The 23,496-nt window shown below is 62.9% G+C and carries 21 protein-coding genes and 1 tRNA gene; 13 read left to right on the top strand and 9 right to left on the bottom strand.

Annotation, left to right across the window (positions count from 1 at the left end; genetic code table 11):
- The first annotated feature begins 108 nt into the window (after nt 1–108).
- From kbl to moaD, 6 genes are all read left to right on the top strand, one after another.
- The gene (gene kbl, locus KY495_RS21315) at nt 109–1,320 is read left to right on the top strand and encodes a glycine C-acetyltransferase (protein WP_219881290.1); all 1,212 of its coding nucleotides are present in this window, start codon (nt 109–111) and stop codon (nt 1,318–1,320) included.
- 34 nt (nt 1,321–1,354) lie between these two features.
- Nucleotides 1,355–2,317, top strand: coding sequence for an NAD-dependent epimerase/dehydratase family protein (locus tag KY495_RS21310; protein WP_219881289.1), 963 nt, complete (start codon nt 1,355–1,357; stop codon nt 2,315–2,317).
- Nucleotides 2,318–2,359: 42 nt separating this feature from the next.
- Nucleotides 2,360–3,757 carry an L-serine ammonia-lyase gene (locus KY495_RS21305; RefSeq protein ID WP_219881288.1) on the top strand — a complete coding sequence of 466 codons (1,398 nt, stop codon included), beginning with the start codon at nt 2,360–2,362 and terminating at the stop codon, nt 3,755–3,757.
- A 161-nt stretch (nt 3,758–3,918) separates the two neighbouring features.
- Nucleotides 3,919–5,391: a threonine synthase gene (gene thrC / locus KY495_RS21300; RefSeq protein ID WP_219881287.1), complete on the top strand. Its 1,473-nt coding sequence runs from the start codon at nt 3,919–3,921 to the stop codon at nt 5,389–5,391.
- Between the two features lie 3 nt (nt 5,392–5,394).
- On the top strand, nt 5,395–6,639 hold the full coding sequence (gene glp, locus KY495_RS21295) for a gephyrin-like molybdotransferase Glp (RefSeq protein WP_219881286.1): 1,245 nt from the start codon (nt 5,395–5,397) through the stop codon (nt 6,637–6,639).
- Between the two features lie 6 nt (nt 6,640–6,645).
- Nucleotides 6,646–6,903: a molybdopterin converting factor subunit 1 gene (gene moaD, locus KY495_RS21290; protein ID WP_219881285.1), complete on the top strand. Its 258-nt coding sequence runs from the start codon at nt 6,646–6,648 to the stop codon at nt 6,901–6,903.
- Between the two features lie 2 nt (nt 6,904–6,905).
- On the opposite strand, the gene KY495_RS21285 is transcribed toward moaD, so the two are convergent.
- Genes KY495_RS21285 through KY495_RS21275 form a run of 3 tightly spaced genes read right to left on the bottom strand, consistent with a single transcriptional unit; the run spans nt 6,906 to nt 8,418 of the window.
- The gene (locus KY495_RS21285) at nt 6,906–7,835 is read right to left on the bottom strand and encodes an alpha/beta fold hydrolase (protein ID WP_219881284.1); all 930 of its coding nucleotides are present in this window, start codon (nt 7,833–7,835) and stop codon (nt 6,906–6,908) included.
- A complete protein-coding gene (locus tag KY495_RS21280) occupies nt 7,832–8,035 on the bottom strand; it encodes a helix-turn-helix transcriptional regulator (RefSeq protein ID WP_219881283.1) in 204 nt (67 codons plus the stop codon). The genes KY495_RS21285 and KY495_RS21280 overlap by 4 nt, the downstream gene beginning before the upstream one ends.
- The gene (locus KY495_RS21275; RefSeq protein ID WP_219881282.1) at nt 8,032–8,418 is read right to left on the bottom strand and encodes a hypothetical protein; all 387 of its coding nucleotides are present in this window, start codon (nt 8,416–8,418) and stop codon (nt 8,032–8,034) included. The genes KY495_RS21280 and KY495_RS21275 overlap by 4 nt, the downstream gene beginning before the upstream one ends.
- A 132-nt stretch (nt 8,419–8,550) precedes the next feature.
- On the opposite strand from KY495_RS21275, the gene KY495_RS21270 reads away from it, so the two are divergent.
- Complete coding sequence (locus KY495_RS21270) at nt 8,551–9,810, top strand: TIGR03862 family flavoprotein (protein WP_219881281.1); 1,260 nt, start codon at nt 8,551–8,553, stop codon at nt 9,808–9,810.
- On the opposite strand, the gene KY495_RS21265 is transcribed toward KY495_RS21270, so the two are convergent.
- From KY495_RS21265 to hpnC, 6 genes are all read right to left on the bottom strand, one after another.
- Nucleotides 9,800–10,609 carry a head GIN domain-containing protein gene (locus tag KY495_RS21265; protein WP_219881280.1) on the bottom strand — a complete coding sequence of 270 codons (810 nt, stop codon included), beginning with the start codon at nt 10,607–10,609 and terminating at the stop codon, nt 9,800–9,802. The two genes, KY495_RS21270 and KY495_RS21265, sit on opposite strands and share 11 nt — an antisense overlap.
- Nucleotides 10,610–10,612: 3 nt before the next feature.
- On the bottom strand, nt 10,613–11,356 hold the full coding sequence (locus tag KY495_RS21260) for a DUF1700 domain-containing protein (RefSeq protein WP_219881279.1): 744 nt from the start codon (nt 11,354–11,356) through the stop codon (nt 10,613–10,615).
- An 11-nt stretch (nt 11,357–11,367) separates the two neighbouring features.
- The gene (locus KY495_RS21255) at nt 11,368–11,517 is read right to left on the bottom strand and encodes a hypothetical protein (RefSeq protein WP_219884414.1); all 150 of its coding nucleotides are present in this window, start codon (nt 11,515–11,517) and stop codon (nt 11,368–11,370) included.
- A 143-nt stretch (nt 11,518–11,660) separates the two neighbouring features.
- Nucleotides 11,661–13,004 (bottom strand): hydroxysqualene dehydroxylase HpnE, encoded by a 1,344-nt coding sequence (gene hpnE, locus KY495_RS21250; RefSeq protein WP_219881278.1) that lies wholly within the window; start codon nt 13,002–13,004, stop codon nt 11,661–11,663.
- A complete protein-coding gene (gene hpnD / locus KY495_RS21245; protein ID WP_219881277.1) occupies nt 12,997–13,830 on the bottom strand; it encodes a presqualene diphosphate synthase HpnD in 834 nt (277 codons plus the stop codon). The genes hpnE and hpnD overlap by 8 nt, the downstream gene beginning before the upstream one ends.
- A 64-nt stretch (nt 13,831–13,894) precedes the next feature.
- Nucleotides 13,895–14,725 carry a squalene synthase HpnC gene (gene hpnC / locus KY495_RS21240; RefSeq protein ID WP_219881276.1) on the bottom strand — a complete coding sequence of 277 codons (831 nt, stop codon included), beginning with the start codon at nt 14,723–14,725 and terminating at the stop codon, nt 13,895–13,897.
- A 132-nt stretch (nt 14,726–14,857) separates the two neighbouring features.
- Between hpnC and KY495_RS21235 the strand changes: the two genes are divergently transcribed.
- From KY495_RS21235 to clpX, 6 genes are all read left to right on the top strand, one after another.
- A complete protein-coding gene (locus tag KY495_RS21235; protein WP_229518404.1) occupies nt 14,858–15,946 on the top strand; it encodes an efflux RND transporter periplasmic adaptor subunit in 1,089 nt (362 codons plus the stop codon).
- Nucleotides 15,943–19,026, top strand: a complete 3,084-nt coding sequence (locus tag KY495_RS21230; protein WP_219881275.1) for an efflux RND transporter permease subunit — start codon at nt 15,943–15,945, stop codon at nt 19,024–19,026. Before KY495_RS21235 ends, KY495_RS21230 begins: the two co-directional genes overlap by 4 nt.
- Before the next feature lie 732 nt (nt 19,027–19,758).
- Nucleotides 19,759–19,845: transfer RNA gene (locus KY495_RS21225), tRNA-Leu, on the top strand.
- Nucleotides 19,846–19,881: 36 nt separating this feature from the next.
- A complete protein-coding gene (gene tig, locus KY495_RS21220) occupies nt 19,882–21,222 on the top strand; it encodes a trigger factor (protein WP_219881274.1) in 1,341 nt (446 codons plus the stop codon).
- A gap of 37 nt (nt 21,223–21,259) precedes the next feature.
- Nucleotides 21,260–21,877: an ATP-dependent Clp endopeptidase proteolytic subunit ClpP gene (clpP, locus tag KY495_RS21215; protein WP_219881273.1), complete on the top strand. Its 618-nt coding sequence runs from the start codon at nt 21,260–21,262 to the stop codon at nt 21,875–21,877.
- Nucleotides 21,878–22,031: 154 nt separating this feature from the next.
- Entirely contained in the window at nt 22,032–23,300 is a 1,269-nt protein-coding gene (gene clpX, locus KY495_RS21210) for an ATP-dependent Clp protease ATP-binding subunit ClpX (RefSeq protein ID WP_219881272.1), read from the top strand.
- Nucleotides 23,301–23,496 lie beyond the last annotated feature (196 nt).

Genomic DNA, 23,496 nt, shown 5'->3' with positions numbered 1-23,496 from the left:
CCATTATATTGAATTTAAGTTCGATATGCAGGAATTAGCAGCATCGAGCGATCACGGTACAGCATAGTGCAACAGTCGGTCAAGCCGGCGTCACCACGGGGGATAAAAATGAGCGAACAAGCCAAGAATGCGTTTTTCAGTGGTCTGCAGGACAAGCTGGACACGCTGCGCGAGCAGGGGCTGTACAAGCCGGAGCGCGTGATCGCCTCGCGCCAGGGCGCCGAAGTGGTGGCAGAAGATGGCCGCACGCTCATCAATATGTGCGCCAACAATTACCTCGGCCTGTCCGGCGACCTGCAGACGCAGCAGGCGTCGATCGAGGCGACGGAAAAATATGGCTACGGCCTGTCGTCGGTGCGTTTCATCTGCGGTACCCAGACCGTGCACAAGGAACTGGAAAAGGCGCTCTCGCAATTTCTGGGAACCGAAGACACGATCCTGTACGCCGCCGCGTTCGACGCCAACGGCGGTGTGTTCGAGCCGCTGTTTGACGAGAACGATGCCATCATTTCGGACGCGCTCAATCACGCCTCCATCATCGACGGCATCCGCCTGTGCAAGGCAGGGCGCTATCGCTACCTGCACAACGACATGGCCGACCTCGAAGTGCAGCTCAAGGCCGCCGTGGATGCCGGCAAGCGCCACAAGGTCATCGTCACCGATGGCGTGTTCTCCATGGACGGCACCATCGCGCAGCTCGACAAGATCTGCGACCTGGCGGACAAATACGGCGCGCTGGTCATGATCGACGAATGCCACGCCTCCGGCTTCATGGGCAAGACCGGGCGCGGCACCCACGAGCACCACAATGTCATGGGCCGGATCGACATCATCACCGGCACGCTGGGCAAGGCCCTGGGCGGCGCCATGGGCGGCTTTACCGCCGCCCGCAAGGAAGTGATCGAGACGCTGCGCCAGAAGTCGCGTCCCTACCTGTTCTCCAACACGCTGGCGCCATCCATTGCGGGCGCTTCGCTCTCGGTACTGGAGCGCATTTCCCAGTCGACGGAACTGCGCGACCGCCTGCACGACAATACCGCGTTCTTCCGCCGGGAGATCGAGCGCATCGGCTTTACCATCAAGCCGGGCACCCATCCGGTAGTGCCGGTGATGCTGTTCGAGGCGCCGGTGGCACAGAAGTTCGCAGCCCGAATGTATGAGCTGGGCGTGCTGCTGTCGGGCTTTTTCTACCCGGTGGTGCCAATGGGCCAGGCGCGCGTGCGCGTGCAGCTCTCGGCCGCGCACACCCGCGAGCAGCTCGAGACAGTACTGAAAGCATTCGAACAGGCCGGGCGCGAGCTGGGCATCCTCAAGAACTGACCACGTCAGCGACGCACAAGAATACGGAAAACACATGGAACGCATCCTCATCATCGGCGCCAACGGCCAGATCGGCAGTGAGCTGGTCGGCGCACTGGCCGAGCAGCACGGCGCGGACAACGTCATCGCCTCCGACATCGGCACCAGCAACGTCTACAAGGCTGCGCGCTACACCCAGCTCGACGTGCTCGATCGCACCCGCCTGGCTCAACTGGTGGCCGACGAAGGCATCACCCAGGTCTATCAGCTGGCCGCGCTGCTGTCCGCCACCGGCGAAAAAGCCCCGCTCAAGGCGTGGGAGCTGAACATGGATGGCCTGCTCAACATCCTGGAAGTGGCGCGCGAGCGCGGCGAAGCGGGCAAGCCCCTGCGCGTGTTCTGGCCATCCTCGATTGCCGCCTTCGGCCCCAACACGCCGGCGCAGAACACGCCGCAGTTCACCGTCATGGATCCGACCACGATCTACGGCATCAGCAAGCTGGCCGGCGAGCGCCTGTGCGAGTACTACTTCACCAAGTACGGCGTGGACGTGCGCAGCATCCGCTACCCCGGCATCATCAGCTACAAGTCGCCCCCTGGCGGCGGCACCACCGACTACGCCATCGCCATCTTCCACGCCGCGCTCAAGGGCACGCGCTACGAGTGCTTCCTCGGCCCCGAGACCACGCTGCCGATGATCTACATGCCCGATGCCATTCGCGCAACCATTGAACTGATGGACGCCCCGGCCGACAAGATCGCGGTTCGTTCGGCATATAATGTGGCGGGTCTGTCGTTCAAACCGCGTGAACTGGCGGCCGCGATCACCGTGGTGCAGCCCGACTTCACGATCAGCTACGTCCCTGACAGCCGTCAGGCCATTGCCGATACCTGGCCACAAAGCCTGGACGACAGCAAAGCTGCAAGCGACTGGGGCTGGAAAGCCCGGATCGGACTCGAACAGCTGGTCACCGACATGCTCGACAACATCGACGTCGGCCTGAGCCAGGCTGCCTGATACGCGCTCACAAGGCGCACGAGAACAGAAAGAGGCAAGACGATGGACATGAGCGTATTCGACCTATTCAAGATCGGCATTGGTCCGTCCAGTTCCCACACGGTGGGGCCGATGGTGGCGGCGCGCCGGTTCCTGGTCGAATGCGGCCCGCTCGACAACGCCGTCGGCGTGGAAGCGGCGCTTTACGGCTCGCTTGCCCTCACCGGCGTCGGCCACGCCACCGACAAGGCAGTCATCCTGGGCCTGATGGGCGAGACACCGCAGGGCATCAATCCGGATACGGTCGAAGACCGCCTGGCCGAGGTCGAACTCGATGGCGTCATCAAGCTGCTGGGCGTGAAGGAAGTGCCGTTTACGGCGCGTACCGGCCTGTTGTGGCACAAGACCTCGACCCTGCCGGAGCACCCCAACGGCATGCGCTTTACCCTCAAGCTGGCCGATGGCTCGGTCATCGAGCGCATCTTTTACTCGGTCGGCGGAGGGTTTATCCACGCGGCGGGGGAATCGCAGGCGCGCCAGAGCGCCTCGGGCGGCTCGGCGCCGATCCCGTTTGCCTTCGATACCATGGACCAGCTGCTGGCCCATGGCAAGGCAAGCGGCAAAACCATTCCCCAGATGATGCGCGCCAATGAACTGATGCGCATGAGCGAAGCGGAACTTGACGCTGGCCTGGACCAGATCTGGCAGGTCATGCGCGACTGTATCGCCCACGGCCTCGTCACTGCCGGCCAGCTGCCGGGCGGACTCAATGTCAAGCGCCGCGCCGCGGCGCTCTGGACCCAGGCGCAGGACGTGCTCAATGGCGACAACCGCGCCAACGACCTGCCGCACGATGCCATGCACCAGGTCAGCCTGTATGCAATGGCGGTCAATGAAGAAAACGCGGCAGGCGGGCGTGTGGTGACTGCGCCAACGAACGGCGCGGCCGGCATCATTCCCGCCGTGCTGCGCTACTACGCCGAAGACTGCCGTCCCAGCGACCCGGTCACGGGCGTGCGCGCCTTTATGCTCACGGCAGCTGCCATCGGCATGCTGTGCAAGAAGAACGCCTCCATCTCGGGCGCCGAAATCGGCTGCCAGGGCGAAGTGGGCGTGGCGTGCGCGATGGCGGCAGCGGGCCTGGTGGCGGCCCTGGGCGGCTCCAACGAACAGATCGAAAACGCGGCCGAAATCGGCATCGAGCACCACCTGGGCATGACGTGCGACCCGATTGGTGGCCTGGTACAGATTCCCTGCATCGAGCGTAACGGCATGGGCGCCATCAAGGCCATCACGGCCGCCTCACTGGCGCTGCGCGGGGACGGCACCCACTTCGTCAGCCTTGATGAAGTGATCGAAACGATGCGCCAGACCGGGGCCGACATGCAGGTCAAGTACAAGGAGACTTCGCTCGGCGGCCTGGCAATCCACGTGGTCACGGTCAATCACGCGGCCTGCTGAGGTTTCAGGCGCGATTGCGCGGCCGGCAGTGACTGGCCGCGAATAATTCGGAAAAATCGCCGTTTCACGCGAGACAATCCGGTCCGCACTATAATAAACGTCAGATAGCGCAGTATGCGCGCAGTTTTCATCGACGCAGCTTATAACGGACCCCTTCCACCATGCATTACGTCTCCACCCGCGCCGGCAAGGGCGCAGCGCCAGCTCCCCAACAATTTTGCGACATCCTGCTCGGCGGCCTGGCCCCGGACGGTGGGCTGTATCTGCCGGCCGAGTATCCGCAGGTGACCGGCGAAGAGCTCAATGCCTGGCGCAAGCTGTCGTACGCCAGCCTGGCCTATGAAATCCTGCGCAAGTTCGCCACCGACATCCCGGATGCGGACCTCATGGCGCTCACCACCCGTACCTACACCAGCGACGTGTACTGCAATGCGCGCGCCGGCGAGGATGCAGGGGAGATTACGCCGCTGCGCGTGCTGGAGCAGGATGGCGACAAGACGCTGATGCTGCAAGCGCTGTCGAACGGCCCCACGCTCGCTTTCAAGGACATGGCCATGCAGCTGCTTGGCAACCTGTTTGAGTACGCGCTGGCCAAGTCCAACGCCGAACTCAATATCTTTGGCGCCACCTCCGGTGACACCGGCAGTGCCGCCGAATACGCCATGCGCGGCAAGAAGGGCATCCGTGTCTTCATGCTCTCGCCGCACAAGAAGATGAGCGCTTTTCAGAGCGCGCAAATGTTCAGCCTCCAGGACCCGAACATTTTCAACATCGCCGTTGAAGGCGTGTTCGATGACTGCCAGGACCTGGTCAAGGCAGTCTCCAATGATTTGCCGTTCAAGGGCCGGCAAAAGATCGGCACCGTCAACTCCATCAACTGGGCGCGCGTGGTGGCGCAGGTGGTGTACTACTTCCGCGGCTACCTCGCGGCCACCACCGACAACACGCAAAAGGTGTCGTTCACGGTCCCGTCGGGGAACTTCGGCAATATCTGCGCCGGTCACATCGCGCGCATGATGGGCCTGCCGATTGACCGCCTGATTGCCGCCACCAACGAAAACGATGTGCTGGACGAGTTTTTCCGCACCGGCGTGTACCGCGTGCGCAAGTCCGCCGAGACCTACCACACCAGCAGTCCGTCGATGGATATTTCCAAGGCGTCCAACTTCGAGCGCTTCATTTACGACCTGGTAGGGCGCGACGGCGACCGCGTGCGCGAGCTGTTCCACAAGGTGGAAACCCAGGGCGGCTTCGACCTGTCCGGCAAGCCTGGCAGCGACGGCGACGAATTCAAGCTGGTGTCCGAATACGGTTTCGCATCGGGCAAATCGACCCACAAGGATCGCCTCGACACCATCCGCGACGTGGCCGACGACTATGACATCACCATCGACACCCACACGGCCGACGGCATCAAGGTGGCGCGCCAGTACGTGGCGCCGGGCGTTCCCATGATCGTGCTCGAAACCGCGCTGGCTGCAAAGTTCAACGAGACCATACTCGATGCGCTGGGCGTGGACGCCGCACGGCCGCCCGGCTTCGAGAATATCGAGTCGCTGCCGCAAAAATTCGTCGTCATGCCGCCCGACGTGGAGCAGATGAAGGCCTATATCGCGGCCAATACGGGACTGTAGGCGATGAATGCTGCGAAACGGCCCATGCTGACCGTGCGCGAGGCGCTGGACTTCATGGCGGCCGCCCCGCGCCAGGCGCTCAAGGCCGAGATCGTGCCCACGCTGGACGCCAATGGCCGCGTCCTGGCCGAAGCCAAGGCCTCGGCCATCAATGTGCCGTCAGCCGACAATACTCAGATGGACGGCTATGCCGTGCGCGCGGCCGATTGCGTCAGCGGCGCGGCGACGCTCAGGGTCAGCCAGCGCATCCCGGCCGGCCATGTGGGAGAAGCCTTGCAGCCCGGCTGCGCGGCGCGCATTTTCACCGGCGCCATGATTCCCGAAGGCGCCGACGCCGTGGTCATGCAGGAGCAGTGCGAAGCCGTGGCGCCCGACATGGTCAGGGTCCTGCACGCGCCGCAGCCGGGCGAGTGGATCCGCCGCGCCGGCGAAGACATCGTGGCCGGCTCCGTCATCCTGGCCGCCGGCACGCGCCTGCGCAGCCAGGAGCTCGGCCTGGCCGCCTCGGTGGGCCTGGCGCATCTGTCGGTGTACCGGCGCCTGCGCGTGGCCGTGTTCTTTACCGGCGACGAACTGACCATGCCCGGTGAAGCTCCCGGCGGCAAGCTGGCCCCGGGAGCGGTGTACAACTCCAACCGCTTTACCCTGCGCGCGCTGCTGGAAAACCTGGGCTGTTCGCTGACCGACTACGGCATTGTGCCCGATACGCTGGACGCCACCCGGGCCACCTTGCGCGCGGCAGCCCGGGAGCATGACCTCATCATCACCTCAGGCGGGGTATCGGTGGGCGAAGAAGACCACATCAAGCCTGCCGTGGAAGCGGAAGGGCGGCTCGACATGTGGCAGATCGCCGTCAAGCCGGGCAAACCGCTGGCCTTTGGCGAAGTGCGGCGCGACGACGGCTGCGCCTATTTCCTTGGCCTTCCCGGCAACCCGGTGTCGAGCTTTATTACCTTTTTGCTGTTCGTGCGTCCGTTCATCCTGCGCCTGCAGGGCGCCGCCGGCGACTTTGCTCCCCGCGCCTATGCCATGCGATCTGATTTTCACTGGCCGAGGCCTGACCGCCGCAACGAGTTCCTGCGGGTGCGCATCAATGACGGCGGCGGCCTTGATCTGTTTCCCAATCAGGGCTCAGGTGTACTGACGTCGACGGTGTGGGGCGACGGCCTGGTCGATAATGCGCCGGGTCAGGCGATCGCGCCGGGCGACATGGTGCGGTTCATTCCGTTTTCCGGCTTACTGTATTAGGACATCATGAGAATTACCCTGCGTTTTTTCGCCAGCGTGCGCGAGCAGCTTGGCACTTCCCAGGAACAGCTCACGCTGCCCGCCGGCGTGGCGACCGTGGGCGAGGTGCGCACCTTCCTGCAGCAGCGCGGCGGCCTGTGGAGCGACGCGCTGGGCCAGGACCGCCCGCTGCGCATGGCATTCAACCATGTGATGTGTGCACCCGATACCGCCATCGCCGATGGCGGTGAGGTCGCCTTTTTCCCTCCCGTCACCGGCGGCTGAATTTACCTGGGCAGGCCGGCGATAAAGGCGCGCAGTGCGTCATTGACCTTCTGCGGCTGGTCAAACATGGCGAAGTGGCGTGCCGGCGAAATCGATTGCACCGTCACATTCGGCGTGCCCTGCATGAGCGACTTGTAGTACGCGGTCTTGCCTTCCTCGTTCATCTGCAGCTGGTCGCCATCGACGGCCGCAAACGGCGACAGTACCAGTACCGGCGCCTTGATCGCAGGCAGCGCGCTGCGCAGGTCTAGCCCGATGCCGTCGGCCATGTAGCGCGCCACGGCAGCCGGATCACTTTTTGCCGTCAGCCTGGCCAGGTCCGCGGCGCGGCTCATGTCGATCGTCCCTGTACCGCTCATGTACTGCTGCTGTTGCTCGGCAAAGAGTGCCGGCGACGAGCGCCTTGCCGCCAGGGTGGCCGACATGGCGCTGCGCTGGGCCTGCGGCCACTGTTCGGTGCCCGGGAACACGGGCAAGCCATCGATGCTGACCACGCCGCGCACCAGGTCCGGATAGCGCGCCGCGAGATCAATCGACATGATTCCGCCCAGGCTGTGGCCGATCAGGATCGGACGCACCAGCTTGCGCGAGGCGATCAGCTCGCGCACCGATTCCATGGCCGCGGCCATGCCTTTGCCCGGCACCGCCGGATGGCCATCAAAGCCGGGCAGGGTGAGCACGTAGATACTGTGCTGCGGCGCGAACTGGCGCACCGTTTCCTGCCACACCCACGCCCCGCTGGCCAGGCCGGGAATGAGAATGAGCGCGGGGCTGCCGCTGCCATGGCGTTCGACCAGCGTATCGCCGACGGTGAAGCGTTCGGCCGCGGCGATGGTGGCGGCGTAGCGATTCGCTACCGGGCCGGCTTGCGCCGCGGCGGTCTGTGCCAGCGGCAGGCTGAGCGAAAGGGCGAGAATGAGGCGCTTGATCATGTTGTCTCCTGGTCGGGTGTGAAAATGGATTCGATTGGCTGGGAAAACAGGCGCGAGATCGCAAACGCCAGCGGCAGGCTGGGATCGTAGCGGCCGGTCTCGATGGCATTGATGGTCTGGCGCGACACCTGCAGCAGGTCGGCCAGGTGGGCCTGGCTCCAGCCTGCGGCAGCGCGCAGTTCGCGGATATGGTTGTTCAACGTGGCCACCTGCAGCGGATGAACTGCACCACAAACCAGGACGCCCCCATCACCACCCACACGCTGAACATGGACAGTTTTGGATAACCGGCGGTTTCCATGAAGCCGTAGCTGAAGGAGAGGCCGGCCGTGGTGGCGGCGGCAATGGCCAGGTTTTCAAGCGTCATCAGGCGCTGGTATTCATCAATGCGCCCCAGGTGGCGGGCGATCGCCCAGGCAGCGAGGGCGAAGCCGATCATGGGACTGAGCAGGACCACGGTGCGCAGCATCCCTGGCGCCATGGCGCGCCCAAACACAATGCTTGCCACCAGCAAGGTCCCATAGATGAGCAGCGCGCCTCCCAGTTCGCGAAAATAGACGCGGGCCACTGTCTTTTCGTGCATGACATTTCTCCTTTAGTAAAGTATGCTTTACATCGTAGTCAAGCTTCCTTGACATGTCAAGCTGCCTTTACATTTTTTTTGCGGCGGTCAAACTGGACTACAATGCGGGTCGATTCCAGACCTGCCGCGACCATGTCCACTTCATCCACCAGTTCCCCTTGCGTAGCCATCATCGGCGGCGGCCCGGCCGGCCTCATGGCAGCTGAAGTGCTCAGTGCCAGGGGGGTGCAGGTTGACCTGTACGATGCAATGCCTTCGGTGGGACGCAAGTTCCTGCTGGCCGGGAAGGGCGGCATGAACATCACCCATTCGGAGCCGTTCGCGCAGTTCGTGCAGCGCTACCGCGCCCGGGCGGGCGAGGTGCAGGGGTGGCTCAACGACTTCGATGCCGATGCCGTGCGCGCCTGGATCCACGGCCTTGGGGTGGACACCTTTGTCGGCAGTTCCGGGCGCGTCTTCCCGGCTGATATGAAGGCCGCGCCGCTGCTGCGCGCGTGGCTGCACCGCCTGCGCGAGTCGGGCGTGCGTTTTCACATGCGCCATCGCTGGCTGGGATGGGACGGCGACGCGCTGCGCCTGGCCACGCCGGTCGGCGAGCAGCAGGTGCGCGCCGACGCCGTCGTGCTGGCGCTTGGTGGCGCAAGCTGGGCCAGGCTCGGATCGGACGGCGCCTGGGTCCCGCTGCTCGAACAACAGGCTGTGTCGGTGGCGCCCCTGGTGCCTGCCAACTGTGGTTTTGATGTTGGCTGGAGCGCGCATTTCAGCGCCCGCCATGCGGGCGAACCCTTGACCACGGTGGCCATCATCGCCACCGACGAACAGGGCGTGCAAACGCGGCGCCGGGGTCAGTTCGTGGTCACGGCCACTGGGGTGGAGGGCAGCCTGATTTACGCGCTGTCGGCGCCGCTGCGCGACCAGATTGCCGAGTGCGGCAGTGCCACCATCTGGCTCGACCTGGTGCCCGACCATGACCTGCAGCGCGTGCACGACGAAGTGACACGGCCGCGCGGCTCACGCTCGATGTCGAGCCACCTGCAAAGCCGGCTGGGCATCAAGGGCGTCAAGTCCGGCCTGCTGCGCGAATGCCTGACGGCGGCCCAGTTTAACGATACCGCGATCCTGGCCCAATCCTTGAAGCGCCTGCCGCTGGTGCTCAAGGCCGCGCGCCCCATCGACGAGGCAATCAGCAGCGCCGGGGGCGTGCGCTTTGCGGCGCTCGAACCCGGCACGCTGATGCTGCACGCGCTGCCCGGTGTGTTTGTGGCCGGGGAAATGGTGGACTGGGAAGCGCCCACCGGCGGCTATCTGCTCACGGCTTGCTTTGCCAGTGGCCGCGTGGCCGCCATGGACGCGCTGCACTGGCTGGCCCGGCGCGCCCCTGCTACTGCCTGAAATTGATCTCGCCGCTGCCGGTGCGCTCGGTCACGCGCTCGGCCGGATTGCCAAACACCGTCACCTCGCCGCTGCCATGCAGCGTCACTTCCACGCTCTTGCGGGCCTGGACCACGGAACTGCCGCTTCCGGTGACGACCACCTCGGCGTCATCAGCGGCCAGGTGCCGGGCATCGAGGTCGCCGGAGCCCTTGCGGGTGGCGCGAAATTGTTTGGCTGAACCGACGACCGTCATGTCGCCGGAGCCGTCCATGGCCACTTCCACCTCGTCGCTGGCGCCACCGTTCATTTCCATGTCGCCCGTGCCTTTCAGCGTGGCCCGTACATGCTTGTAGCGGCCGTTGAATTTGAGGCTGCCGCGGCCCTCCAGCCGCACGTCGATATGCTCGCCATTGAAGCCATTGACTTCGCTGTCGCCCGAGCCGGCGATGCGCAGCGTTTCCAGTTCCGGCAATACCAGGATCACCTGCAGCGGCTGGCGATGATGCAGCAGCATGCCCGTGATACCGATGTGGAGGGTGTCGCCATCCTGGCGCGTTTCGACATTGGCCAGCAGGCGCTCTTCGCCCCGTACCGTCATGGACGGCACCGCCCCCTGGCGCAGCATGACGTTGACGGAACCGGACAGCACGATGTCGGTCACCTCCGCCGTCACGGGGCGGGTCTGGCTGCGCACTTCGCGCATTTCCGGGGTGGTGCGGTTGACCGTGCCGTGGGTTTTCAACAGGCTGGCGGTGACACCCACCAGCACAAACGAGAGCAGCAGCAGGGCGGCGCCAATTCTGAACAGGATACGCATAGGTCAGTGCCCCTTGAGCAGGGAAAAATTCATGTCGATGTAGCGGCGGATGCCGACCAGGGTATAGCGCGTCATGAGCACCGACATCAGCAGCATCAGGATGCCAAACAGGGTAATGCCCAGCCCCAGGAAGGACTGCACCGGACGCGATGCATCTTCGAGCTCGCTGGCAAACATGAAGCCGGCCGTGCCCACCTGTTTCTCGCGGCCCGGATGCTGGCTGGCGAAAAAGCGCATATTCGGGCCGCTGATCAGTACCCGCACATTGATGTCATGACGGGTGATGCTGCCATTGTCTTCGCGATGCTGGTACTGGCCGACGCCGTCCAGGTTCACTTCGGTGACCCCGGTCAGGCCGCTGGCCGTGATCACCACGCCGTACAGATAGGCGGCGAAGCCGAACGCGTAAATGGCAGCCAACACGGCCGCGTACACCATGGCCGGCAGCACCATCACCAGGTTGAAAATGAGCAGGCCCACCGCCGCGAAGGCCATGCGCACGAAGGTCGCGGGGCTTTTGCTGCGGTTGAACGATTGCAGGTGAATGCTGGCGCGCAGCGTCAGGGCGATCTTCTTCGGGTCGTCCAGCTCCCGGGCGACGTCCTCTTCGCTCTGCCCATTCAGGACGCCGTCAACGAAGCGCTGCTCGTACAGGGCCAGGGTTTTCGCTTGCGCCTCCGGCGGCAGGCCGGTCATGGCGCGCCGCAGCGCTTCGAGGTAATCGGTCTTGCCCATATTCTGTTCCATGTTCTGATCGGTCAGGGGTGGCTGATGGCCACCACCGGATCCAGTGTCCGGACCGTGGCTGCCTGTGGGCCGCCAATCAGTTCCGGTTCGATAATCACAGCAGTCGTTGCGGCAACAAATGCCAGCAAAGCAACAGCACGCAATCCCAAACTCATGTTCATTTTGCTTGTCCCCGTGGGGATCCTTCAGGCTGGTTTTCGATGGTGCTACTGTACGAAAAGCGCCCGGGCCGCGCCAGCGCGGTGCGACAGTCTGCAATTTTCACGGAACAGGCGACCCAGGGCGGCGACAGCCGCGCGTGCGCCTACCGCTTCACGAGCTGCGCCGCGGCCACGCCGCTGCGCACTGCGCCCTCCAGCGTGGCCGGGTAGTCGCCGGCCGTGTAGTCGCCGGCAATGGCCAGTGCTGACAAACCGCTATCGTTGGCCGGGCGGGCCAGGCCGGGCGTGCAGGCAAAGGTTGCACGTTTTTCGGTGATTACCTGGGTCCAGTCCGGCGCTGCCAGGGCCGGGCTGGCGAAGACGGCTGCCAGCTGCCCGGCAATGGCCGCACCAAGCGCTGCCCGCTCGAGCGACGCCGCTGCCGAGGAGGCGCTGATGACCACGGCCAGCACGCCCGACTGGCCCGCATCGAGGTGGCCCCGGTCGAACACGAACTGTCCCCAGTGGCCCAGGTCCGGCCGGTCCACCAGCGCATAAAAAGGCAGGGGCAGGGCAGTGCCGCTCGGGTAATGCAGGTAGCAGGTGGTGATCGGCTCGTAGCTGAAGGCGCTCAGCTGCTCTGCCAGCTCCTCGCGTCCGAGCCGGGCCAGCAAAGGCGCGGTGGCGATCGCACCGCCGGCCAGCACCACGGCATCGGCCTCGGTGCCGAAGCTGCCTTCGCCGGCATTGCCGGTCGCCTCGACCCGCCAGTGGCCAGCCTCGCGCGTGACGGCACTGACCTTGGCGCCGGTGCGCACGCAGCCGCCGCGCGCGCCGACAAAGGCGGCGGCCTCGATCGGAAACAGGTCGGTCAGGTCGGTACGCGGCAGCAGCATGTCCGAATCGGCGCGCCGTGCGCCCAGGCTGTCGCGCAGCACATTCAAAAATACCTGGGCCGACGCGCGCTCGGGGGGCGTGTTGAGCGCCGCCAGGCACAGGGGGCGCCACATGAGAGCCGTGAGGCGCGCGGTCTGATCAAACCGTTCCAGCAGTTCGCTGACACTGCAATCGTGGTGCAGGCGCCAGTCCATCCAGCGGGCAGTAGTCGAAAAGCGCGCCAGCGACATCTTGTCCGCGCCCGACAGGCCGGTGGTGCGCAGCAGGGCAATGGCCAGGTGCAAGGGCGCCGGCAGGCGCGGGGCGAGAAAATCCATGCCGCCGGAATGGGCCGGGTAGCGCATCTGCAGCGGAAGCCTGAGCAGCGCCCTGGCCGGATCGATGCCGACCTTGCGCATCAGGCGCAGTGTTTCCTTGTAGGCGCCGAGCAGGATATGCTGGCCGTTGTCGAGCGAGCGGCCCTGGATCTGCACCGCGCGCGCACGGCCGCCGAGGGTGCGCGCCGCTTCCAGCAGCGTGACCCGGTAGCCGGCATGGGCCAGTTCCACCGCGGCGCTGCAGCCGGCCCACCCGGCGCCGACCACCACCGCGCTCCTGCGCGCCTCAGCCACGGACGTAGGTCTTCCACGCCAGCCACAGCTTGCGAATCGGGGTCAGCGAAATGCGCTGGGTGAGCACGTGGTAGCCGTCGCGCTCAATCTCGTCGAGCAGCGTGCGGTAGATGGCCGCCATCATCAGGCCCGGGCGCTGGGCGCGCCGGTTTTCCCTTGGCAGCAGTGCAAAGGCTTCATCGTAGACCTTCTTGGCCCGTTCGACCTGAAAGCGCATGAGGTTCTCGAACTTGTCGCTGTGGCGGGCATTGAGCAGATCGGCCGCCGTGACATTGAATTGCTGCAGTTCGTTGACCGGCAAATAGATGCGGCCCTTGCGCGCATCTTCGCCCACATCGCGGATGATGTTGGTCAGCTGGAAGGCCAGGCCAAGTTTTTCCGCGTATTCCAGCGTCTTTGGATTGGTCAGCCCGAAGATACTGGCAGAGAGGATGCCCACCACGCTTGCCACATGCCAGCAATAGCGCTGCATGGCCGGATAGTCCAGGTAGCGGGTCTGGTCCAGGTCCATCTCCATGCCATCGATGATCGCCTGCATGTGCTGCTGCTGCAGATCGTACAGTGCCAGGTGCGGCTCGAGCGCCTGCATGACCGGGTGCGTGGGTTTGCCGGCATAGGTCTGCGCCACTTCATTGCGCCACCATGCCAGCTTGATGCGGGCAATCGACTGGTCGGTGCATTCATCGACCGTGTCGTCCACTTCGCGGCAAAATGCATACAGGGCCGTGATGGCGCGGCGCCGCTCCGGGGGCAGGAACAGGAAGCTGTAATAGAAACTGGAGCCGCTCTGGACGGTTTTTTGCTGGCAGTATTCGTCGGGTGACATGGTCAAAGATGCAATGGTGGGCGGAGCGAAGCCGCTATTCTATAGCGTGGCGGCGCCGGACAGGTCAAGCCCGGCTGTTTTTTGCGCCCATGGTCAGCGCGCGCCACATGATCAGCAGCCAATCGCGCTTGCCCAGGCGCGGGCGGTGGCGAAAGACATCAAAGCCGGCCTGCTCGATGCGCTCCAGGATGCGCAGCCCGCCCTGGACCACCATGCGCAGCTCCCAGCCGATGCGGCCCGGCAGGCGCAGGGCCAGCGGCGCGCCTGACAGCATGAGCGCGCGCGCACGCTCCACCTCGAACAGCATCAGGGCGCGGAAGCGGGCGTCGGCCTGGCCGCGGTCAAGCTGCGCATCGTCCACGCCAAAGCGCGCCAGGTCGCCCTGGGGAATATACGTACGCTCCTTTTGGCGGTCGATGGCCACATCCTGCAGGAAGTTAATCAGCTGCAGCGACGAGCAGATGGCGTCGGAATCGGTGATATTGCCCGGCGTGGCCGCCCCGTACAGCGACAGCATCAGCAGGCCGACCGGATTGGCCGAGCGGCGGCAGTAGTCGAGCAGCTGGGGGAAGTCGGCATAGGAGGTGGTGTCGACGTCCTGCATGAACGCCGTCAGCAGGTCATGAAAGGGCTGCAGCGGCAGGCCGTATTGAACGATGACCTTGGCGAGACGGTCGAACATCGGCGCCGCCTGCGGTTCGCCCCGGCCGATGGAAATGAGCGCCGCTTCATAGGCCAGCAGCGCGGCGCGCCGCTCGGCGGGCGCGGCATCGCCCTCGTCGGCGATGTCGTCGGCGCTGCGGGCGAACGCGTAAATCGCCTCGACCGCGGGGACGAGCCGTTTGGGGAGCAGGATGGACGCGACCGGGAAATTTTCGTAATGATCAACTGGCATGAAATATAAATGACGCGAAAGTCATTTGCGACGGATTTTTTGCAGTATTATAATTACTAACTGGAAAGTCAGTTAGTGGCGCCGGCGCGACCGCGCCCTGTAAGTTGCTTACCGCATAATAAAGGAAATCCTGTGTCCTCTTTGAAATTACTCCCTCTCGCGTTCGCCCTCATGCTCAGCGCATGCACGAAAGAGCCGGCCAAGGTGGAAGATGTGCGCCCGGTGCGCGCGATCGTGCTCGACGCCAGCAATGTGGGCATGCAGGCCGAGTTTTCAGGCGAAGTGCGGGCCCGGGTGGAGTCGCGCCTGGGGTTCCGGGTGCCGGGCAAAATCACCGTGCGCAAGGTGGACCCCGGCACGCAAGTCAAGCGCGGGCAGGTATTGATGCAGCTCGACCCGCAGGATTTACGGCTGTCCCAGGCCCAGGCGCGCGCCGCCTTGCGCGCGGCCGAGACCACGCGCGACCTGGCCCGCGCGGACCTGAAGCGCTACCAGGAGCTGCGCGGCCAGAACTTCGTGAGCCAGGCAGTGCTGGACCAGAAAGCGTCGGCACTGGCGGCGGCCCAGGCCAATGTGGACGCCGCCCGCGCAGGGTTTGCGGGACAGAGCAACCAGGCCAGCTACGCCTCGCTGGTGGCCGACATCGACGGCGTCGTCACCGCAGTGGACGCCGACGTGGGGCAGGTGGTGACGGCCGGCCAGCCGGTGGTGCGCCTGGCGGGCAGCGGCGGCAAGGAAGTGGTGATCGGGCTGCCGGAAGACAAGGTCGACAGCCTGCGCGAGATGCAGGACGTGACCGTGCGCCTGTGGGCCAGTCCCGACCAGGCCATTCCCGGCAAGATCCGCGAAGTCTCCCCGGTGGCCGATCCTGCCACGCGCACCTACGCTGCCAAGGTGTCGATACCCGACACTGCCCCCAACGTCAAACTGGGCATGACGGCGCGCGTGCAGTTCGCCTCCACCACCGACACCCCGCAAATACGGGTGCCCCTGACAGCGCTGTATCATGACCGCTCCGCCACATCGGTGTGGATCGTGGAAAACGGCGCAGTCAAGCTGGTGCCGGTGCAGGTGGGCGGCACCTCGGGTAACGACATCGTGCTGGCCGGGGGCGTCAAGCCCGGGCAGACCGTGGTCACGGCCGGCGTCAACCTCCTCAAGCCCGGTCAGAAGGTCAAGATCCTGGCCAGCGAGGCAGCAGTGTCCGGAGTGCCCAAATGAGGGGCGTGAACCTGTCGCGCTGGGCGCTCGAACACATCCCGCTGACGCGCTTTCTGATCGCCGCGCTGCTCCTGGGCGGCATCTTCAGCTACATGAGCCTGGGCCAGGATGAAGACCCGCCATTCACCTTCCGGGTGATGGTGGTGCGCGCCATCTGGCCGGGCGCCACCGCCGTGCAGATGGCCGAACAGGTGACCGACAAGCTTGAACGCAAGTTGCAGGAAACGCCCTACATCGACACCATCCGCAGCTATTCCAAGCCGGGCGAGACGCTCATTTTGGTACAGGTGCGCGAATCGACACCGCCGCGCGAGACCGCCAACGCCTGGTACCAGGTACGAAAAAAAGTCGGCGACATCCGCGCCACGCTGCCGGCCGGCGTCATCGGGCCGTTCTTCAATGACGAATTTGGCGACACCTACGGCTCCATCTTTGCCCTGTCGGGCGACGGCTTCACCTACGCAGAAATGAAGGATTACGCCGACTTCGTGCGCCAGCAGCTGCTGCAGGTGCCGCTGGTAGCGAAGGTCGAGCAGTTCGGCGTGCAGCAGGAAAAGATCAACATCGAGTTCTCCCACAAGAAGTTCTCGCAGCTGGGCGTGCCCTTTGAGGTCATCGCCAACCAGATCGCCACCCAGAACACGGTGGAGGCGACCGGCGTGATTGTCACCCCCACCGACAACCTGCAGGTGCGCGTGACCGGCGCCCTGGGCTCGGTCAAGGACCTGGAAAACCTGGAGCTGCGCGCCAATAACACCACCATCCGGCTCGGGGATTTTGCCACCATCAAGCGCCAGTACCAGGACCCGCCGGGGGACAAGATGCGCTTTAACGGCAAGGAAGTCATCGGCCTGGGCGTATCGATGGAAAAGGGCGGCAATATCATCACCATGGGCCAAGGCCTGGACAAGACCGTGGCCGAGATCCGCGCCAAGCTGCCGGTCGGGATCGAGCTGCAGCGGGTGTCGGACCAGCCGCGCGCCGTCACCGCATCGGTCACGGAATTTCTCGTGACGCTGGCCGAAGCCATCGCCATTGTCCTCATCGTCAGCTTCCTCGCGCTGGGGCTGCATACCAAACCGTTCCGGCTCGACGTGCGTCCCGGCCTGGTAGTGGCGCTCACCATTCCACTGGTACTGGCCATTACCTTTCTCTTCATGCGCATTTTCGAGATCGACCTGCACAAGATCTCGCTGGGCGCGCTGATCATCGCGCTCGGACTGCTGGTGGACGACGCCATCATTGCTGTTGAAATGATGGTGCGAAAAATGGAGGAGGGCATGTCGCGCTTTGACGCGGCCACCTTTGCCTATACCTCCACCGCCATGCCCATGCTGACCGGTACCCTGATCACGGCCGCCGGCTTCCTGCCGATTGGCCTGGCCAAGTCGGCGGCAGGCGAATACACCTTTTCCATGTTCTCCGTGAATGCGATCGCACTGATTGTCTCGTGGTTCGTGGCGGTGCTGTTTACGCCTTACATTGGATTTTTGATCTTGAAGGTCAAGCCGCACCAGCCGGGGGAGGCCGGGCACGACGTCTTCAACACGCCCGGCTTCCAGCGCTTCAGGCGCGTGGTGACGTGGTGCGTGGAGTGGCGCAAGACCACCATCGCGCTCAGTCTTGGCGTATTCTTTCTGGGCGTGTTCGGCTTCAAATTCATTGAAAAGCAGTTCTTCCCTGATTCCAGCAGGCCCGAGCTGATGGTGGAAATGTGGATGCCCGAAGGGACGGCCTTCCAGGCCAACGAGGCGCAGGTGAAGAAATTCGAGGCCTTCATCGCCAGGCAGGCCAACGTGGAAAGCTACACCAGCTATGTCGGCAATGGCAGTCCGCGCTTTTACCTGCCGCTGGACCAGATCTTCCCGCAGTCGAATGTGTCGCAGGTGGTGGTGCTGGCCAAGGACCTGAAAAGCCGCGAAGCGCTGCGCCTGAAGATCGTGGAGGTCTTCCGAAACGACTTCCCGGAAGTGCGCGGGCGCGTCAAGCTGCTGCCCAATGGTCCGCCGGTACCGTATCCGGTGCAGTTCCGGGTGGCCGGGCCGGAGATTGCGACCGTGCGCCTGTACGCCGACAAGCTCAAGGACATCATGCGCGCCAATCCCAACACGGTGGGCGTGAACGACAACTGGAATGAATCGGTGAAGGTGCTGCGCCTGGAGCTCGATCAGGACAAGCTGCGTGCGGTGGGCGTGACGTCGCAAACGGTCATGCGGGCGGCAAATACCATCCTGTCCGGGACGACCATTGGCCAGTTCAGGGAAGACAACAAACTGATCGATATCGTCGTGCGCCAGCCGGTGGAGGAGCGCTCGACCATTTCCATCCTCAACGACACCAACATCCCGACTGCCTCCGGCAAGTCGGTCACGATCGGGCAGCTGGCGCGGGTGCGGTTCGTGTGGGAGCCGGGCGTGGTGTGGCGCGAGGGGCGGGAATGGGCCATCACGGCGCAAAGTGACGTCATCGACGGCATCCAGGGCCCGACCGTATCGGCGCAGATCAGTGACAAGCTGGGCCAATTGCGCGCTGCGCTGCCGCCCGGGTACAGCATCGAGCTGGAAGGCGCCGCGGCCGACAGCAAGGCGGCCGAGGCCTCGATTGCCGCCAATGTGCCGCTGGTCCTGTTCATTGTATTCACCCTGCTGATGCTGCAGCTGCATAGCTTTTCGCGATCGCTGCTGGTGTTCCTGACCGGTCCGCTGGGTGTGGCGGGGGCCGCCATGGCGCTGCTGATCCTGGACCGGCCGTTCGGCTTCGTGGCCAACCTGGGCGTGATCGCGCTGTTCGGCATGATCATCCGCAATTCCGTGATCCTGGTCGACCAGATCGAGCACGACATTGCCAACGGCACGCCGGCGTGGCATGCCGTGATCGAAGCGGCGGTGCGGCGTTGCCGGCCGATCATCCTGACCGCTGCTGCAGCGGCGCTGGCCATGATACCGCTGTCGCGTTCAGTGTTCTGGGGCCCGATGGCGGTGGCCATCATGGGCGGCCTGGTAGTGGCGACGGCGCTCACCCTGCTGTTTCTGCCGGCGCTGTACGCAGCCTGGTTCCGCGTCAAAAAGCCCGCCGCATAAGTGAAGCGTTCGGCAGCCGTGTCCGCATGGCTGCCAATCCTTTCCTCCCGCCAGGGTCAGACCACTTAAACGCTCAAAAATCAATATCCTTGCAGCAGGGTCAGACCCCGCACCGCCTGGGCAACGTGGCGCCCTATGGCGAAAGGTATCGCGCCTGTCACGGCGCTTTACGTTCTTGCCGACGCACACCGCGTCCCGTTTCAATTATTCCATAGCAGCAGTTCCTCCCTCGAAGTTAATTGATCAATGGCTCTTTCCTACAGGCGGGGTCAGACCACTTAAAGCGGCTAAAATCAATTTCTTAAACAAATTGTCGCCTCGTTACGGCGAAACGCGTGGGCCTAAGTCTTGGGCGAAGGCCGCTGGCTTGACGGATAAATTGGCATTGGACACCATTGCCGTCAATGCTGGACAGCAAATTATTGCGCCTGCCCCGCAAGTGGTCTGACCCTGGCGTGAGGAAATTGATTTTGGTGTGTTTAAGTGGTCTGACCCTGGAGTGGGGAAATTGATTGTGGGTATGGCAGGTTTGCCGGGCCGGCGCAGACGGCGTACAATCGCCCGCGGCAGGGGGGCGCAAGGAAATTTCCCCTATGTGGTCAAGAAATCCAGTAAAATACCGGGTTGATGTTGTAGCCCGTAACACAGCAGGACAGGGCGGCCGGTTTCTTCGTCGGGCGCCCTTTGTGTTTTCAGACGGTCAGAGGCAGTCGCAAAGGCGGCTGCGATCCCGCGAGGATGGCGAAATTGGTAGACGCACCAGGTTTAGGTCCTGACGCCAGCAATGGTGTGGGGGTTCGAGTCCCCCTCCTCGCACCACGAGTTTAATTCATATTTTTTTGGACGATTTTTACAATGGCAACTGCAGTCGAAACCCTGGGTAAACTCGAACGTCGCTTGACGATCTCTTTTCCGCTGACTGACGTCCGTACGGAAGTCGAAAAACGCCTCAAGCAACAGGCGAAAACCGCGAAAGCCCCCGGCTTCCGTCCAGGTAAAGTTCCTCTGAAGATGGTCGCTGCCCAGTACGGCTACCAGATCGAGTCCGATGTCCTCAACGACAAGGTCGGCCGCGCGTTCAATGACGCTGCCAATGCTGCCCAGTTGCGCGTCGCCGGTTTCCCCAAGATCGAGCCAAAGCAGGAGTCGCCCGAAGGCACGCTGTCCTTCGACGCCACCTTCGAAGTCTACCCGGAAGTGGTCGTGCCCGACCTGTCGGCCGTGGAAATCGAAACCGTCCAGGCCGAAGTGTCGGACGCTGAAATCGAAAAAACCATCGACATCCTGCGCAAGCAGCGCGTGCACTACCATCCAAAAGGCGTGGCAGGCGAACACGGCGACGGCGGCGAACCGGTTGCTGCCAACGGCGACCGCGTCACCGTTGACTTCGTCGGCGTGATCGATGGCGTGGAGTTCCCAGGCGGCAAAGCCGACGACTACACCTTCGTGCTCGGCGAAGGCCGCATGCTGCCGGAATTCGAAGCTGCCACCGTCGGCCTGAAAGTGGGCGAGAGCAAGACTTTCCCGCTGGCCTTCCCCGAGGATTACCATGGCAAGGACGTGGCCGGCAAGACCGCCGAGTTCACCATCACCCTCAAGCAGCTCGAATGGGCCCACCTGCCGGAAGTCGATGCAGAATTTGCCAAGTCGCTGGGCATGGAAGACGGCGACCTGGTCAAGATGCGTTCCGACATCAAGCTCAACCTCGAGCGTGAAGTGGCCGGCCGCGTCAAGGCCCGCAACAAGGAAGCCGTCATGGATGCCCTGGTCAAGGTTGTCGAGATGGATGTGCCGCAGTCGATGGTGGCCCAGGATTGCGAGCGCCTGGCCGAAATGACGCGCCAGGACATGACCCAGCGTGGCATGGATGTCAAGAACATGCAGTTCCCGACCGAGCTGTTCGCCACCAAGGCCGAGCGCCGCGTGCGCCTGGGACTGATCCTGTCGCAGTTGGTTGGTGACAACAAACTGCAAGCCACCCCGGAACAGGTCAAGGCCCAGATCGAAGATTTCGCCCAGTCTTATGAAGATCCGCGCGAAGTACTCAAGTACTACTACAGCGACCGCCGCCGCCTGTCGGAAGTGGAAGCCCTTGTATTGGAAGAAAACGTCGTTAACTATGTACTCGGCAAGGCCAAGACCACCACCAAGGCGGTCGCCTTTGACGAACTGATGGGCTCTAACGCACAAGCTTAAGCTCCTGTTTAAGCTCTTCTTAAAGGAATAGCCAGGTATGAACCATAATCCTGCATTGGATACGCAAGCACTCGGCCTCGTGCCGATGGTCGTGGAGCAAAGCGGCCGTGGCGAACGCGCTTACGATATCTACTCGCGCCTGCTCAAGGAGCGCGTGATTTTCATGGTCGGTCCGGTCAATGACCAGATGGCCAACCTGATCGTGGCGCAGCTGTTGTTCCTCGAAAGCGAGAATCCGGACAAGGATATTTCGCTGTACATCAACTCGCCTGGCGGGTCGGTGTCGGCGGGCCTGGCCATCTTCGATACGATGAACTTCATCAAGCCCGACGTGTCCACCCTGTGTACCGGCATGGCCGCGTCGATGGGCGCCTTCCTGCTGGCGGCGGGCGCCCGCGGCAAGCGGTTCTCGCTGCCAAACTCGCGCATCATGATTCACCAGCCGTCCGGTGGGTCGCAGGGCCAGGCTTCGGATATCGAAATCCAGGCCAAGGAAATCCTGTACCTGCGCGAGCGCCTCAACCACATCCTCGCGGAGCGCACCGGCAAGACCATGGAACAGATCCACAAGGATACTGACCGTGATCGCTTCATGTCCGGCGACGAAGCCGCCGAGTATGGCCTGATTGACAAAGTCCTGACCAGCCGCGCTTGATGCAAGCACCACGTTGTTGCTGAATAAAACGCCCGGGCGCGACAACGTTCGGGCGTTTGTTTTTTATTTCGGGTAGCATGCTAATGTGCGCGGCCGCACTTGTGGCTAGCCCGCCCAGGCCTTATATTCACTGCAATCCATTAGAAATCTGCCCATGTCTGACAAAAAATCCTCCAGCGGCGAAAAACTCCTTTACTGCTCGTTCTGTGGCAAGAGCCAGCACGAGGTGAAGAAACTCATCGCAGGACCATCGGTGTTCATTTGCGATGAATGCATTGACCTGTGCAACGACATCATCCGCGATGAAACTTCGAACGTGGAATCGGTGTCCGGCGCCAAGTCCGACCTGCCCACGCCCAACGAAATCAAGGACTTGCTTGACCAGTATGTGATCGGCCAGCAAAAGGCCAAGCGCATCCTGTCGGTCGCCGTCTACAACCATTACAAGCGCCTCAAGCACCTCGGCAAGAAGGATGATGTCGAGCTGGCCAAGAGCAACATCCTGCTGGTCGGTCCTACCGGCTCGGGCAAGACGCTGCTGGCCCAGACCCTGGCGCGCATGCTCAACGTTCCCTTCGTCATTGCCGACGCCACCACGCTGACGGAAGCGGGCTACGTGGGCGAGGATGTCGAGAACATCATCCAGAAGCTGCTGCAAAGCTGCAATTACGAAGTCGACAAGGCCCAGCGCGGCATTGTGTATATCGATGAAATCGACAAGATTTCGCGCAAGTCCGATAATCCGTCGATTACCCGCGATGTATCGGGCGAGGGCGTGCAGCAGGCGCTGCTCAAGCTGATCGAAGGCACCATGGCATCGGTACCGCCGCAGGGCGGACGCAAGCATCCCAACCAGGATTTTGTCCAGATTGATACCACCAATATCATGTTTATCTGTGGTGGCGCATTTGACGGCCTGGTAAAGATTATCCAGAACCGTTCCGAAAAGGGCGGCATCGGTTTTTCGGCCAGTGTTAAAACCACCGTGGAACGCGATAACAGCGACATCTTGCTGGAAGCCGAGCCGGAAGACCTGATCAAGTTCGGACTGATTCCCGAATTGGTGGGCCGCCTGCCGGTGGTGGCAGCCTTGTCGGAATTGACAGAGGACGCGCTGATCCAGATTCTGATCGAGCCGAAAAACGCCTTGATCAAACAGTATTCTAAACTGCTCGAAATGGAAGGCGCGGAACTTGAAATCCGCCCGGCCGCCTTGCATGCCATTGCACGAAAAGCACTGGCCCGCAAAACCGGCGCGCGCGGCCTGCGTTCCATTCTCGAACATGCACTGCTGGATGTAATGTATGAACTGCCAAATGAGCAAAACGTCGTCAAGGTCGTGATTGATGAAAATACGATCACGAATGGGGCAAAACCTTTACTCATTTACAGCGAATCTGCGAAGGCTTCGGGCGAAAATTGAGATTGTGCCGTGTGCACACAACAAAACACGTTGACTCCCTAATTCTTGACGGTACAATTTACCTCAATAAAAGAATCAGGCTTCAATCGAAAAGCCACTCGCAGCGCCTGCTGTGCAGTGGCTTTTTTTATTTGATAGTTCAAAAATTCATTTAGATTAATTCCGGTGTATTCGATATAAGTTGTTAGTTAATTCA

Origin of the sequence: Massilia sp. PAMC28688, assembly GCF_019443445.1 — a bacterium.
In the GTDB taxonomy this organism is placed as follows: Bacteria; Pseudomonadota; Gammaproteobacteria; order Burkholderiales; family Burkholderiaceae_D; genus Telluria_A.
The sequence above is the reverse complement of the archived record's forward strand: the minus strand, read 5'-3'. Positions and strand labels throughout refer to the sequence as shown.

Bases quoted from the DNA above. Each gene is read 5' to 3' on its own strand.
- kbl (WP_219881290.1), top strand. From the start codon at position 109: ATGAGCGAACAAGCCAAGAATGCGTTTTTCAGTGGTCTGCAGGACAAG.
- KY495_RS21310 (WP_219881289.1), top strand. From the start codon at position 1,355: ATGGAACGCATCCTCATCATCGGCGCCAACGGCCAGATCGGCAGTGAG.
- KY495_RS21305 (WP_219881288.1), top strand. From the start codon at position 2,360: ATGGACATGAGCGTATTCGACCTATTCAAGATCGGCATTGGTCCGTCC.
- thrC (WP_219881287.1), top strand. From the start codon at position 3,919: ATGCATTACGTCTCCACCCGCGCCGGCAAGGGCGCAGCGCCAGCTCCC.
- glp (WP_219881286.1), top strand. From the start codon at position 5,395: ATGAATGCTGCGAAACGGCCCATGCTGACCGTGCGCGAGGCGCTGGAC.
- moaD (WP_219881285.1), top strand. From the start codon at position 6,646: ATGAGAATTACCCTGCGTTTTTTCGCCAGCGTGCGCGAGCAGCTTGGC.
- KY495_RS21285 (WP_219881284.1), bottom strand. From the start codon at position 7,835: ATGATCAAGCGCCTCATTCTCGCCCTTTCGCTCAGCCTGCCGCTGGCA.
- KY495_RS21275 (WP_219881282.1), bottom strand. From the start codon at position 8,418: ATGCACGAAAAGACAGTGGCCCGCGTCTATTTTCGCGAACTGGGAGGC.
- KY495_RS21270 (WP_219881281.1), top strand. From the start codon at position 8,551: ATGTCCACTTCATCCACCAGTTCCCCTTGCGTAGCCATCATCGGCGGC.
- KY495_RS21265 (WP_219881280.1), bottom strand. From the start codon at position 10,609: ATGCGTATCCTGTTCAGAATTGGCGCCGCCCTGCTGCTGCTCTCGTTT.
- KY495_RS21260 (WP_219881279.1), bottom strand. From the start codon at position 11,356: ATGGAACAGAATATGGGCAAGACCGATTACCTCGAAGCGCTGCGGCGC.
- KY495_RS21255 (WP_219884414.1), bottom strand. From the start codon at position 11,517: ATGAACATGAGTTTGGGATTGCGTGCTGTTGCTTTGCTGGCATTTGTT.
- hpnD (WP_219881277.1), bottom strand. From the start codon at position 13,830: ATGTCACCCGACGAATACTGCCAGCAAAAAACCGTCCAGAGCGGCTCC.
- hpnC (WP_219881276.1), bottom strand. From the start codon at position 14,725: ATGCCAGTTGATCATTACGAAAATTTCCCGGTCGCGTCCATCCTGCTC.
- KY495_RS21230 (WP_219881275.1), top strand. From the start codon at position 15,943: ATGAGGGGCGTGAACCTGTCGCGCTGGGCGCTCGAACACATCCCGCTG.
- tig (WP_219881274.1), top strand. From the start codon at position 19,882: ATGGCAACTGCAGTCGAAACCCTGGGTAAACTCGAACGTCGCTTGACG.
- clpP (WP_219881273.1), top strand. From the start codon at position 21,260: ATGAACCATAATCCTGCATTGGATACGCAAGCACTCGGCCTCGTGCCG.
- clpX (WP_219881272.1), top strand. From the start codon at position 22,032: ATGTCTGACAAAAAATCCTCCAGCGGCGAAAAACTCCTTTACTGCTCG.